This is a genomic window from Mesorhizobium sp. ISC25 (genome assembly GCF_042295465.1).
Lineage (GTDB): Bacteria > Pseudomonadota > Alphaproteobacteria > Rhizobiales > Rhizobiaceae > Mesorhizobium.
Map to the genome: position 1 here is coordinate 1,340,583 of NZ_CP135441.1, position 12,265 is coordinate 1,352,847.

The window sequence follows — 12,265 nt, forward strand, 5'->3', positions numbered from 1 at the left end:
GAAAAAACCCCGGCGAAGACGCCGGGATTTTTTATTGTGATGCGATTGGACAGAAAGTCACGGCGCAGACCTGAGGTCTGCGCCGCGACAAGTGCTCAAGCCGCGGCCGAAACCTCGGCGCTCGTCGGGACGGAGGCGATCGTCTTCAATATCTGCGAGGCGATCTGGTAGGGGTCGCCCTGAGAGTTCGGACGGCGATCCTCGAGATAGCCCTTGTAGCCGTTGTTGATAAAGGAATGCGGCACGCGGATCGAAGCGCCGCGGTCGGCGATGCCGTAGCTGAACCTGTTCCAGGGTGCGGTCTCGTGCTTGCCGGTCAAACGCTTGTCGTTGTCCGGCCCGTAGACGGCGATGTGATCCATCAGGTTTTTGTCGAAGGCTGCCATCAGCGCCTCGAAATAGCCCTTGCCGCCGACTTCGCGCATATAGGCGGTCGAGAAGTTGGCATGCATGCCGGAGCCGTTCCAATCGGTGTCGCCGAGCGGCTTGCAGTGGTATTCGATGTCGATGCCGTACTTCTCGGTCAGGCGCTGCAACAAATAGCGCGCCATCCACATCTGGTCGGCGGCCTTCTTGGAGCCCTTGCCAAAGATCTGGAATTCCCACTGGCCTTTGGCCACCTCAGCATTGATGCCTTCATGATTGATGCCGGCGGCAAGGCAAAGGTCGAGATGCTCCTCGACGATCTGCCTGGCGACGGAGCCGACATTGCTGTAGCCGACGCCGGTGTAGTACGGGCCTTGCGGCGCCGGATAGCCACTCTCGGGGAAGCCGAGCGGACGGCCGTCCTTGTAGAAGAAATATTCCTGCTCGAAGCCGAACCAGGCGCCCTCGTCGTCGAGAATGGTGGCGCGCTTGTTGGACGCATGCGGCGTCACGCCGTCCGGCATCATGACCTCGCACATGACGAGCGCGCCATTGGTGCGGGCGGGATCCGGATAAACGGCGACCGGCTTCAAAACGCAGTCGGAGCTGTGGCCCTCGGCCTGCATGGTCGAAGAACCGTCGAAGCCCCACAGCGGAAGCTGGTCGAGCGTCGGAAACTCGGCGTAGTCCTTGACCTGCGTCTTTCCGCGGAGGTTGGGAACCGGGGTGTATCCATCGAGCCAAATGTACTCGAGCTTGTATTTCGTCATTCTAGCCTCTCGTTGCTTGATCACGGAACCCTGGATGGCGCCGGGGCGAGCCGGCCTATCCAGTAGCCGACCTGCCGGACTGCTAAAATGCAATTCGTGTGCCATTCTCGCCGGCGACGGATGCGGCAAAAGTGAGGTTGTATCCGCCCAAAATCGCTGGTCCGCCGTCATGCTGCGTTCGGATCATCCACAAGCACATGTTGCACAAATAATGTGCAAGTACTGATCTTTTCGTAATCATGTTGCCTAATTCGGTTGCTGAACCTATGTTGGGGAAAGGTTGAATCGGCAAGGTTCTGTCGAAGAAAGGAAACCGACAATGGAAATCACTTCCACTCGTCAGTCGGCCAAAATCCTGATGTTCCCGGTGGCAGCGCGCGCTTCTGCCTCAAATTTAAGCGGAAAGGCTAAGTTCGCGGCAGAACTTGCTTCTTTACGCAACCGAACGGATTTCGGAAGTGCCTGGTATCATGAAGCAGCGATCGAGGAAGCGAACCAGGATCGGAAGAGCTAGGGTCCTCCCATCTCTCGTCGCCTCCGATGAATTGCAAAGCCCGGCGCGATCGCTCGCGCCGGGCTTTGCTTTGAACCGGCCGGACGTTCGGCTATTGCTTAGTATGCAGGTCCGTTCCGAGCGTATCCCTTACGAAGATCATGCCTATGATCAGCGACATCGCCGCGATCACCACTGGGTACCAGAGACCGTAGTAGATATCGCCCTTGTAGGCGCTGAGCGCGAACACCGTCGCCGGCAGCAGCCCGCCGAACCAGCCATTGCCGATATGGTAGGGCAGCGACATGCCGGTGTAGCGGATGCGGGTCGGGAACATCTCGACCAGGATCGCAGCGATCGGCCCGTAGACCATCGTGACGAAGATCACGAGGATGAGCAGAATACCAATTGTCATCGGCCAGTTGACCGCCGCCGGGTCGGCGAACATGGCGAAGGGACCGCCGCCCGGTACGGTGTAGACGGTGACCTCGGGAGCTCCCGCAGCCTCATCGGCAGTCAGCAGCTTGTCCTTGATCGCCTGGTCGGTCGGCACCATGGCCTTCTCGCCGGCGCGGATCGCGGCCGCATCGAGCTTCAGTTCGGGATTGGCCCCGATGAAGGCTTCGAGCTTCTGATCCGGGACCTTCGCCGCTGCCCGTTTCAGCGGATAGCCGCCGTCCTGAAGCGCCGTGTTTACCGCTTTGGCGAAAACAGCGTCCTTGGCTTTGGCTTGATCGCCGGCTGCGGTCGCGTCATACGACTCAACCGTCTCGTTGCCGATTTTCACCGACGCAGCAGTGCCGGGCGCTGCCGTGGCCACTACATCATAAGGCACCGAGTTCTTGGTCAGAAACGAGGTGGCGATATCGCAGGACGTGGTGAACTTCGCCGTGCCCACCGGGTTGAACTGGAACTTGCAGTCTCCCGGTGCCGCGGTCACCGTCGCACGGGTGTTCTGCTGCGCGGTGGCGAGCGCCGGATTGGCTGCCCAGGTCAGCGCCTTGAACAACGGGAAGGTGCAGACGATCGCCAGCGCAAGGCCGGCCATGATGATCGGCTTGCGACCGATCTTGTCGGAGAGCCAGCCGAACACGACGAAGAAGATCGAGCCAACAGCCAGAGCAATCGCGATCATGATGTTGACCGATTGCGGATCGACCTTGAGCACGTTCTGCAAGAAGAACAGCGCGTAGAACTGGCCATTGTACCAAACTACGGCCTGACCGGCTGTGAGGCCGAGCAGCGCCAGCAGCGCGATCTTGGCGTTCTTCCACTGACCGAAGGCTTCTGACAGCGGCGCCTTGGAGCCTTTGCCTTCGTCCTTCATGCGCTGGAAGGTCGGCGATTCAGAAAGCGACAGCCGGATCCAGATCGAAATGCCAAGGAGGAGGAAGGAAACGATGAACGGAATGCGCCAGCCCCAGGCGGCGTAGGTTTCCTTGGTCATCGACCCCTGGACGATCAGGATGACGATCAGCGACAGGAACAGGCCGAGCGTTGCCGTCGTCTGTATCCACGACGTGTAGTAGCCGCGGCGATCGTCGGGTGCATGCTCGGCGACATAGGTGGCGGCACCGCCATACTCGCCACCGAGCGCTAGGCCTTGCAACATGCGCAAGATGATCAGGATCACGGGAGCGGCGATGCCCAAAGTCGCATAGCCAGGCAGCAAGCCGACCAGGAAGGTCGACAGGCCCATGATCGTCATGGTGACAAGGAAAGTGTATTTACGGCCGACAAGGTCGCCGATGCGGCCGAACAGCAATGCGCCGAACGGGCGCACGAGGAAGCCAGCGGCAAACGCCAGCAGCGCGAAAATATTGCGCGTCGCTTCCGGAATGGTTGGACTGAAAAAAGTCGAACCAATGAATACTGCCAGCGAGCCGTAGAGATAAAAATCGTACCATTCAAAAACGGTGCCGAGCGAGGAAGCGAAGATGACCTTCTTCTCCTCCCGCGTCATGCCGCGGCTTGTTTTGCCGGCGGTCGATGCCATTGCCATGAGTGTATCCTCCCGTGTGATTCGTGATTCCGTCAGTCCTCGATGCTGCGCGTCATCGTCCGCGTTTCCTCGCAACGCAGACTCAGTACAGCCATCGGTGCAAAAAATGACAGAAAGCAATGCCCAGAGGCAGACCGCCTTTGGGATTATGACTTTGGTCTAATGTGCAGCGCGAAATAGAAACGACGGTGCAGTCAGCTTTTGAGAGCTTCGAGCAGCTTGACCGCCGCCATCATGTCGCGCTTGCGGGCCGCGCGGCGCGCGACGGCCTCGGCATCATGGCCCCATTGCTCGGCCTGCCAGTCCTCGTCGACGTGACCGGCAGCCCAGGCCGCCTCGCCATCGAGCTCGCCGAAATCGACGGCCAGCGCCAGCAGCGCCGATCCGGTCAGCGACGTCATGACGTGGATGGCGGCAAGGCGCAGCGGATCGGCACGTTGGGCAAGATGCTGGCCAAGCAGCGCGATACTCTCGCACGGCTGTTCGACATGGATCACGCCTTCGGCAAGATGGAACCGGGCGCCGAGCGCGCTGCGCACCCAGTCGATGACCGGATCCCAATGCTCGTTCTGCCGGTCGACCAGCCCTTGGGGCGCATCGGCGCGGTAGCAGAGCAGATCGGATGAGGCGAAGCGCAGGATGTCCTCCAGCACCGCCTGGGGATCACTGGCGACGCCATCGATTGCCGTATTGACAAGACGCATCACCGGCATCGTCACCGGGTCGATGGTCTCCTCCTGTGCGGCGAATTCCTCGGCGACGAGAGCAGCCGCTTTTTCGGTCGGCAGCGCCAGCAGCGCCTTGGCCGGCGTGCGGACGGGCTTGCCATCGAGATGGACGGCAAAACCGTCTTCGACCGGTGCTACCCTGACGGTCTTATAGAAGCGCTTCGGCAGCGGCGTCTTCATCTGGATCTGGGCGCGACGCACCGGGTCCGGATCAGAGAGCTGTTTTCCAGCTTCGAGGTCGTTCAATATATCGCGCATGCTCATCCGGGACTTTGTTTTCGGGCCGGCCGGTTGACGACGATGAGTCCGGCGGCGATCAGGGCGAGTGCCAGGAAGATACGAACGGTCAGCGGCTCGTTCAAGAACACGGCGCCGCACAGCACACCAAACACCGGCGAAAGGAAGGTGAAGCTCGACAGTCCGGATGCAGGGTAGCGCCGCAGCAGCCAGAACCACAGCACATAGGTGAACGCGACGACGTAGATGGCCTGGAACAGCAGAGCCAAGGTCGGCAGAACGGCAAAGCTGCGGACCGGCGGCCCGGCAAAAGGCATCACCAAAATCCCGACGACGGCGGCCCCGGCCAGCTGATAGAGCAGCAGCTTTTCGGCGCTGGCCTCCACCAGTTTCGACCGCTTGATGACAATGTTGGTCACGGCCCACAGAATGCCGGCGCCGAGACTGAGCAGGTCGCCGCTCAACGTCGCGCCACCATTAGCGCTCAGTTTGTCGGAAAACACCGCGACCAGCCCGGCGAAAGCGAGCAGAAGCCCAACGAGCTTGCGCGCCGTGATGCTTTCGCCCAGCAGGAAATGGCCGCCGACCAGCATCCAGAACGGCATGGTGTTGACCAGCAAGGTGTTGCGCACAACCGTCGTATGCTCGAGACCGACGTAGAGGAACAGGAACTCGAGACCGAAAAGCGCGCCTGCCAGAATGCCGGCGACGAGGGTCTTGTCGGACGTGAGCAGCGCAATGCCGCGCCAGCGGCACCAGCCAAACACACACAGGCCGCCGATCACCGAGCGGGCGATGGACAGGAAAACAGGGTCGTAGCCGGCATACGAGATCTTGGCAGCGACGTAGTTGAGGCCCCAGGAAAAGGTCAGCCCGACCATGATGGCGGCTGCCACCAGATCGACCGCGTCACGGCGGTCGAGGGTTTCTGTGGCGACGCCCACGAGCGCTAGTCCTCGGCACTCTGCTCGTCAAAGCCGAGCAGGTTCCAGCTCTGGCGCATATGCGGCGGCATCGGTGCGGTGACGTCGACAAAACCCTTGTCGGGATGCGGGATGACGATGCGGCGCGCGTGCAGATGCAGGCGGTTCTGCATGCCGCCTGGAAAATCCCAATTGGTGTCGGCTTCGAAATATTTGGGGTCGCCGATGATCGGGCAACCGATATGGGCGGCATGGACGCGAAGCTGGTGGGTGCGCCCGGTATAGGGTTCCATCTCCAGCCAGGACAGGGTCTGCGCCGCCTGCTCGACGATGCGGTAATAGGACACGGCGTGATCGGCGCCCTTTTCGCCATGCTTGGCGATGCGCACACGATCGCCGTCGGGCGTCGGTTCCTTGATCAGCCAGGTCGAGATCTTGTCCTCGCGCTTCGGCGGCACACCCTTGACCAGCGCCCAGTAGGTTTTCTTCGTCTCACGCGCCCGGAACGCTTCGGCGAGCTTCATGGCGGCGAGCCTTGTACGAGCGACAACCAGCACACCCGATGTGTCGCGGTCGAGCCGGTGCACCAGACGCGGCTTCTCGCCCTTCTGGTTGCGCCAGGCTTCGAGCATGTCGTCGACGTTGCGGGTGACCCCAGAGCCGCCCTGGACCGCCAGGCCGGCCGGCTTGTTGAAGACGAAGACCTTCGGGTCCTCATGGATCAGCATCTTGGCCAAAACGTCGGCGTCGCCCTGGTTGCGGATCGAATGACCGGTGAGCGGGCTTTCGCCTTTCTTGTCGACTTCGAGCGGCGGCACTCGGACGGTCTGGCCGGCTTCGACGCGGGTATCGGCCTTCACCCTGCCGCCGTCGACGCGGATCTGGCCGGAACGCAGCAGCTTCTGCAGATGACCGAAACCGAGACCGGGGAAATGGCTCTTGAACCAGCGGTCGAGCCGCATGCCCGCCTCGCCGGCGTCCACTGTGATCTGTTCAACGCCTGCCATGATTCCAATCGCCGTTTTGCGAACATGCAACGGCATTCGCCGGCACCCGCAATCTCACTCGGTTATTCGTTGTCGGTTCCATATTGCAGAACCTGAACTTTCTCCAGCGTAATCAAACCACTTGTCATGAGTGTTTCAAGCACGGGCAGGAAAGCGGCCAATTTTTCCTCGTCATCGACGATCTCGATGACGAGGGGCAGATCCTCCGACAGCCTGAGGATCTTCGTGGTGTGAAGCCGGCTGGAATGGCCGAACCCCATCGCGCCGCGCAGGACGGTCGCGCCGGCGATCTGCATTTCGCGAGCCCTCAGCACGATGACCTCATACAGCGGACGGCCATCTGCCTTGTCGTTTTCGCCGATAAATATGCGCAGCAATTGCGCCTGTGTTGGTATCTTCATTGCCTGGACCCTTTCAGCCGGTTGAGGCGCACTGCAAAGATGTGGCCAAGCCAGACGGCGACGAGCCACGCCACCACGGAGATCGCGATATTGAGTCCCGCCGCCACAAGCTTCCCGCCTTGCGCGAGGGTGAGTGTTTCAAGGCTGAAAGCGGAGAAGGTCGTCAGGCCGCCGCAGAAACCGGCCATGAAGAATTGACGCTGCAGCGGACCGGCGAAGACGCGACCATCCGGTCCCGTCAATGTCGCGTAGAAGCCGATGAGGAATGAGCCGACGATGTTCACGAGGAGCGTGCCGAAGGGAAATCCAGTGCCCCACGAGGCGGTGCTCGCCAATGAGGCAAGCGCCCGCAGCACGCCGCCGATCATGCTGCCTGCGGCCACGATCGCATAGAGCCGAACCGTCTGGCTCCTTCTGCGCCAGCCAATGAGGTGCGCCGCACGCCTCGCCATCCCGTCGTAGCGAAGCTTCTGCGGGCCGCTCACGGCGCCCCGCTGCCAATCAGAAGACTTCCCGCGGCAAAGCCCAGCGTCACCCCGCCGAGGCTCAGGAAAACCGAAAGCAGCACATTTCCGCCGGCGCGCAACCATTCGCCCTCGCGCGCCAGCGCCAACGTCTGCAGACTGAAGGAAGAAACCGTGGTGTAGCAGCCGAGGCCGCCGGTAACGGTAAAAGCCCAGATGGCGGGCATGCCGTCGCGCGCCACCGCATGCGCAACGACACCGATTGCAAGCGCTCCCGAGACGTTGACCACCATCGTGCCCCAGGGAAAGGTCTCGCCGACCCGGCGGGCGACAAAGCCAGATAGGAAGAAGCGGGCCATTGCACCGATCGCGCCACCAAGGCAGACAAGCAACAGATGATACATCGCGCTTCCTCGCGCCGGTCACACCATGGTGTCAGGCGGCTCCGGCTTTCTTCGGCTTGCTGGAGGCGATCATCTTCCAGTTTTTGTAGAACATGGCATTGATGCGCTCGACGCTGACCGAAACGATGGCGAGAAGAGCGGCGATCAGGCCAGGGAATGGCGATGGCCGGATGATGTCCATGAACACGCAGTAGCGGCGCCCATCATATTCGTTGACCGAGCGGTGCAGCAGCGTGTCGTCGAAAATATAGAGCGGATTGTCGTGCCAGTAGTTCCTGGCGTTGTTGCACTCGACGAAAACCTCGGCCTTCACCGGGAGAAGATTGTAGAGAATGCGCAGGCTGAGCCGCAGCGGTCCGAAATGCCAGGAGGTCGATTCCTTGCCCCTGAACACCGACACGGCGATGGTCTTGATGTATTTGAAATCCTTGTTGAAGTCGGCAACGTTGTCTATTTTGTGCTTGCCATACCACTGATAGACATACATGCCGCGCCGGCCGCTGCCGAAATTGGCGTCGATGTCGGCGATGATCTCGTCCTTGCGTGCCTTGAAGACATCCAGGACCTCGTTGACCTCGCGCTGGTAGTCCGGAGGAAACTGGTCCAATTTCCAGACACCGCGGTTTCTATAGCACAGCAGATCCACCAGCAGATTGAAGGGCGAAAGCAGCCAGGTGAAGATGCCGTTGCCCAGGAAATAACCACTGAACAGCGCCCAATTCTTGTTGTCGTTGCGCAACACGTCGATCAGGCCGAGGACGATGAAAATCGTCGTCAGAATGGGAATGAAATAGAAGCCGAGCGCCAGCAGCGGGATGGCTATGGCGAACTTCCGAAGGGTTTTGCGAGATTTTTTTGTCATTTTTCCACGCGCCAGGCGCGATTCCGTTCTGAATATCGTCGGTACGTTCTGGCCTGTCCGCCGGCCGAAGGCGCATCTTGATAGGGTTTTTTATCCCGCCAGACAACGGCGATCACACCAGTGTGCGATCGGCGACTATTTTTCCCGCTCGCTGCGCAGCTTCGCCCAATAGTCCAGCCGCTTCCTGATATCGCGCTCGAAGCCGCGCTCGGGCGGGTCGTAGAATGTCTGCCTTCCCATCTTCTCCGGAAAATAATCCTGGCCGGAAAAAGCGTCGGGCTCGTCGTGATCGTAGCGATAGCCGGCGCCGTAATCTTCCTGTTTCATCAGCTTGGTCGGCGCATTGAGAATGTGCTTGGGCGGCAGCAGCGAACCGAATTCCTTGGCCGCCTGTGTGGCGGCCTTGAATGCGGTATAGACTGCATTGGATTTCGGCGCGGTGGCGAGATAGACGGTAGCCTCGGCGAAGGCCAGTTCGCCCTCGGGCGAGCCCAGATAGTCGTACGCGTCCTTGGCGGCGTTGGCGACGACGAGCGCCTGCGGGTCGGCCAGCCCGATATCCTCCATCGCCATGCGCACCAACCGGCGCCCGAGATAAAGCGGATCCTCGCCGGCGTCGAACATGCGGGCGAGATAGTAGAGTGCCGCGTCGGGGTCGGAGCCGCGCACCGATTTGTGCAAGGCGGAGATCAAATTGTAGTGGCCGTCCTGTCCCTTGTCGTAGATCGGCGCGCGGCGCTGGACGATGCGCTGGAGGGCTTCGGCGCCGAACACCTCCTTTGATTTCGCTGCGCGCCAGACCTCTTCGGCGAGCGTCAGCGCCGCGCGGCCGTCGCCGTCGCTCATGCGGATGAGCATCGCCCGCGCGTCTTCATCGAGCGGCAGCGCCCTGCCCTCTGCCTCCTCGGCCCGCGCCAGCAGCCTGGCGATGCTGTCCTCGCCGAGCGAGTGAAAGACCAGCACACGCGCGCGCGACAACAGCGCGGCGTTAAGTTCGAAGGACGGGTTCTCGGTGGTGGCGCCGACCAGCACCACGGTGCCGTCTTCCATCACGGGCAGAAAACTGTCCTGCTGGGCACGGTTGAAACGATGGATCTCGTCAACGAACAGCAGCGTCTGGCGGCCGTTGGAGCGGCGCAGCTTCGCTGCCTCGAACACTTTCTTCAGGTCGGCAACGCCGGAAAACACGGCCGATATCTGTTCGAAGGCGAGGCTTGTCTCGCCGGCAAGCAGCCGTGCGACCGTGGTCTTGCCGGTGCCGGGCGGGCCCCAGAAGATCATCGAGCCGAGCGAGCCGGAGCCGATCAGCCGCGTCAGCGCGCCGTCGGGTCCGGTCAGATGCTCCTGGCCGACGACCTCGCCGAGATTCTTCGGGCGCAGACGGTCCGCCAGCGGCCTGCCGGGCGGCGTCTTTTCCGGCTCATCGACACTGAACAGATCGGCCATGCAACTTCTTCTGCCTGGAGCCCGATCATGCTGACAGTCGGGCTCAGTAACGCAACACCTGGCGCAGTATCTGCCCGCCGCGCTCGACGGTAAAGCGCCACCAGCGCGTATCCTGCTGGGCTACCTGTTCCAGGGTCGCCGTCTTGTCGATCGTCAGGCCATTGACCTCACGCACGATGTCCCCTGGCTGGAAGCCAAAATCGGCAGCGGGCGAATCGCGGTTGATGTCGACCACGGTGACGCCTTTGACATCGGTGCGCAGACCGAGCCGTTGGGCAAGCCTTGGCGACAGTTCAGCGACTTTGGCACCCGAAAACGGGCTACGGCCGCGCAATGTGAGTTCAGCAGCCTTGGCGCCTTCGGGCGGCCGTTCCAGTGCGATGTCCATCGTCGCCTGCTGACCCTTGCTCAGAACGCCGAAGCTGGCATTCGTACCAATCGACAGCGTCGCCATCCGGTAGTCCAGCGCCCCGACGCTCTCGACCGGCTTGCCGTTGAGCGACAGCACCACGTCGCCAGGCTTGAGCCCTGCCTTGGCCGCGGGTCCCGCCTCTTCGACCGAAGAAACCAGCGCACCGGTCGGTTTGTCAATGCCGAGCGATTCGGCAATCTGCGGCGTCACCGCCTCGAACTCGGCGCCGGCATACGGCCGCTCGAAGAAGTCGAGCCCGGCCTTAGCCGCATCGGCGAAGGCGCGAACCATGTTCGAAGGGATGGCAAAGCCGATGCCGATCGAGCCGCCGCTACGGCTATAGATCGCCGTGTTGATGCCGATCAGCTGCCCTCCCATGTTGACCAGCGCGCCCCCGGAATTGCCGGGGTTGATGGCGGCGTCGGTCTGGATGAAGAAGCTGGAATCGGAGACGCCGATATGGCTGCGCGCCACCGCCGAAATGATGCCGCTGGTGGTGGTCTGGCCGACCCCGAACGGATTGCCGATCGCCAGCACCAGGTCGCCGACCTCGAGCGCGTCGGAATCGCCGATGGCGATCACCGGGAACGGCTTGTCAGAAGAAATCTTGAGCACGGCGAGGTCGAGCGTCTCGTCCTTGAGCAGCACCTTGCTGTCGAATTCGCGCCCGTCGGCGGTCGCGACCTTGACCTGGTCGGCGTCCTTGACGACATGGAAATTGGTGACCACGACGCCGGTCGGATCGACCAGCACTCCCGAACCGAGCGAAGACTGCGCGCGCGGCTGTGAGCGGCCGAAGAACTCCTCGAAGAACGGATCGCCGTCGAAGGGCGACGTCACCTTGGCGGTCTGCGAGGCGTAGACATTGACCACGGCCGGGGCCGTCTGCTTGACCAGCGGCGCGAAGGACAGCTGTACCTCCTCGCGGCCGAACGGCACGCGCTTGTCGGGGCCGGAGGTGGCGTTTTCGCCTTCGACGCCATGCAGCAGATCGGTCAGTACGTCGGACAGACCAGGATCTGGCTTGGTCTCCTCCGCCAGCGCGTGCCTGGCCGCCGGGACGATGGCCAACGCCATCAAGGCGCAGATCAGAACAAGGGACAGCCGTTTAACGCACATTCCGAATCCTCCAAGTCGGGCGCCATTGTCCTGACGATTGTGCAAAATGAAAGGCTAAGCCGCTGAAATCCGATTATTTTGGGTAGTCGCCGCAAAAACCGGTGACAAAACCCCTACCAGCCCTCCCCGGCGCCTTCGGAAACAGAAAAAGGGGCCCGCAGGCCCCTTTGAACTTCTCAGAACAACCGAAGCTTATGCAGCTGCGGCTTCCTCTTCGGTGCCTTCGGCCTCGATGCGGGCGCGGTCGCCGGCGCCCTTGGCCGAGGTGTCGCGGTCGACGAATTCGATGACCGCCATTGCGGCATTGTCACCGTGGCGGAAGCCCGCCTTCATGATGCGCAGATAGCCGCCGTTGCGGGTGGCATAACGTGGCGCGATGGTATCGAACAGGCGCTTGACGACGCCTTCATTGCCGATCTGGGCAATCACCTGCCGGCGGGCATGCAGGTCGCCGCGCTTGCCGAGCGTCACCAGCTTCTCGACGATCGGACGCAGATCCTTCGCCTTCGGCAGCGTGGTGAGGATCTGCTCGTGCTCGATTAGCGACACGGCAAGGTTGGCAAACATCGACTTGCGATGGCTTATGCTGCGGGCGAACCGGCGGCCTTTAAATCCGTGGCGCATGGCTCTT

The 12,265-nt window shown here is 61.7% G+C and carries 13 protein-coding genes; 1 reads left to right on the top strand and 12 read right to left on the bottom strand.

Features of this window, described 5'->3' with window-relative positions; all coding sequences use genetic code 11:
- Positions 1 to 95: 95 nt before the first annotated feature.
- Positions 96 to 1,136 (bottom strand): glutamine synthetase beta-grasp domain-containing protein, encoded by a 1,041-nt coding sequence (locus RQ479_RS06645; RefSeq protein ID WP_254817165.1) that lies wholly within the window; start codon positions 1,134 to 1,136, stop codon positions 96 to 98.
- A gap of 319 nt (positions 1,137 to 1,455) precedes the next feature.
- On the opposite strand from RQ479_RS06645, the gene RQ479_RS06650 reads away from it, so the two are divergent.
- Complete coding sequence (locus RQ479_RS06650; RefSeq protein WP_352451032.1) at positions 1,456 to 1,650, top strand: DUF2735 domain-containing protein; 195 nt, start codon at positions 1,456 to 1,458, stop codon at positions 1,648 to 1,650.
- 91 nt (positions 1,651 to 1,741) lie between these two features.
- On the opposite strand, the gene RQ479_RS06655 is transcribed toward RQ479_RS06650, so the two are convergent.
- From RQ479_RS06655 to rplQ, 11 genes are all read right to left on the bottom strand, one after another.
- A complete protein-coding gene (locus RQ479_RS06655; RefSeq protein WP_352469291.1) occupies positions 1,742 to 3,631 on the bottom strand; it encodes an MFS transporter in 1,890 nt (629 codons plus the stop codon).
- Between the two features lie 194 nt (positions 3,632 to 3,825).
- Complete coding sequence (locus RQ479_RS06660) at positions 3,826 to 4,617, bottom strand: ATP12 family chaperone protein (RefSeq protein WP_376704518.1); 792 nt, start codon at positions 4,615 to 4,617, stop codon at positions 3,826 to 3,828.
- Between the two features lie 2 nt (positions 4,618 to 4,619).
- Positions 4,620 to 5,477: a DMT family transporter gene (locus RQ479_RS06665; RefSeq protein WP_376705882.1), complete on the bottom strand. Its 858-nt coding sequence runs from the start codon at positions 5,475 to 5,477 to the stop codon at positions 4,620 to 4,622.
- A gap of 68 nt (positions 5,478 to 5,545) precedes the next feature.
- Complete coding sequence (locus RQ479_RS06670; RefSeq protein ID WP_352451037.1) at positions 5,546 to 6,526, bottom strand: RluA family pseudouridine synthase; 981 nt, start codon at positions 6,524 to 6,526, stop codon at positions 5,546 to 5,548.
- Positions 6,527 to 6,588: 62 nt separating this feature from the next.
- Positions 6,589 to 6,927, bottom strand: a complete 339-nt coding sequence (locus RQ479_RS06675; RefSeq protein ID WP_376704519.1) for a DUF190 domain-containing protein — start codon at positions 6,925 to 6,927, stop codon at positions 6,589 to 6,591.
- Complete coding sequence (gene crcB, locus RQ479_RS06680; protein WP_376704520.1) at positions 6,924 to 7,295, bottom strand: fluoride efflux transporter CrcB; 372 nt, start codon at positions 7,293 to 7,295, stop codon at positions 6,924 to 6,926. Before crcB (RQ479_RS06680) ends, RQ479_RS06675 begins: the two co-directional genes overlap by 4 nt.
- A gap of 113 nt (positions 7,296 to 7,408) precedes the next feature.
- On the bottom strand, positions 7,409 to 7,795 hold the full coding sequence (gene crcB, locus RQ479_RS06685) for a fluoride efflux transporter CrcB (RefSeq protein ID WP_376704521.1): 387 nt from the start codon (positions 7,793 to 7,795) through the stop codon (positions 7,409 to 7,411).
- Between the two features lie 31 nt (positions 7,796 to 7,826).
- On the bottom strand, positions 7,827 to 8,657 hold the full coding sequence (locus RQ479_RS06690) for an aspartyl/asparaginyl beta-hydroxylase domain-containing protein (protein ID WP_376704522.1): 831 nt from the start codon (positions 8,655 to 8,657) through the stop codon (positions 7,827 to 7,829).
- 135 nt (positions 8,658 to 8,792) lie between these two features.
- A complete protein-coding gene (locus RQ479_RS06695) occupies positions 8,793 to 10,103 on the bottom strand; it encodes a replication-associated recombination protein A (protein WP_376704523.1) in 1,311 nt (436 codons plus the stop codon).
- A gap of 43 nt (positions 10,104 to 10,146) precedes the next feature.
- On the bottom strand, positions 10,147 to 11,634 hold the full coding sequence (locus tag RQ479_RS06700) for a DegQ family serine endoprotease (protein WP_376704524.1): 1,488 nt from the start codon (positions 11,632 to 11,634) through the stop codon (positions 10,147 to 10,149).
- 192 nt (positions 11,635 to 11,826) lie between these two features.
- Entirely contained in the window at positions 11,827 to 12,258 is a 432-nt protein-coding gene (gene rplQ / locus RQ479_RS06705) for a 50S ribosomal protein L17 (RefSeq protein ID WP_023675127.1), read from the bottom strand.
- Between the last annotated feature and the right edge of the window lie 7 nt (positions 12,259 to 12,265).

Coding starts and splice junctions, on each gene's coding strand:
- RQ479_RS06645 (WP_254817165.1), bottom strand. CDS start 1,136: ATGACGAAATACAAGCTCGAGTACATTTGGCTCGATGGATACACCCCG.
- RQ479_RS06650 (WP_352451032.1), top strand. CDS start 1,456: ATGGAAATCACTTCCACTCGTCAGTCGGCCAAAATCCTGATGTTCCCG.
- RQ479_RS06655 (WP_352469291.1), bottom strand. CDS start 3,631: ATGGCAATGGCATCGACCGCCGGCAAAACAAGCCGCGGCATGACGCGG.
- RQ479_RS06660 (WP_376704518.1), bottom strand. CDS start 4,617: ATGCGCGATATATTGAACGACCTCGAAGCTGGAAAACAGCTCTCTGAT.
- RQ479_RS06665 (WP_376705882.1), bottom strand. CDS start 5,477: ATGGTCGGGCTGACCTTTTCCTGGGGCCTCAACTACGTCGCTGCCAAG.
- RQ479_RS06670 (WP_352451037.1), bottom strand. CDS start 6,526: ATGGCAGGCGTTGAACAGATCACAGTGGACGCCGGCGAGGCGGGCATG.
- RQ479_RS06675 (WP_376704519.1), bottom strand. CDS start 6,927: ATGAAGATACCAACACAGGCGCAATTGCTGCGCATATTTATCGGCGAA.
- crcB (WP_376704520.1), bottom strand. CDS start 7,295: ATGATCGGCGGCGTGCTGCGGGCGCTTGCCTCATTGGCGAGCACCGCC.
- crcB (WP_376704521.1), bottom strand. CDS start 7,795: ATGTATCATCTGTTGCTTGTCTGCCTTGGTGGCGCGATCGGTGCAATG.
- RQ479_RS06690 (WP_376704522.1), bottom strand. CDS start 8,657: ATGACAAAAAAATCTCGCAAAACCCTTCGGAAGTTCGCCATAGCCATC.
- RQ479_RS06695 (WP_376704523.1), bottom strand. CDS start 10,103: ATGGCCGATCTGTTCAGTGTCGATGAGCCGGAAAAGACGCCGCCCGGC.
- RQ479_RS06700 (WP_376704524.1), bottom strand. CDS start 11,634: ATGTGCGTTAAACGGCTGTCCCTTGTTCTGATCTGCGCCTTGATGGCG.
- rplQ (WP_023675127.1), bottom strand. CDS start 12,258: ATGCGCCACGGATTTAAAGGCCGCCGGTTCGCCCGCAGCATAAGCCAT.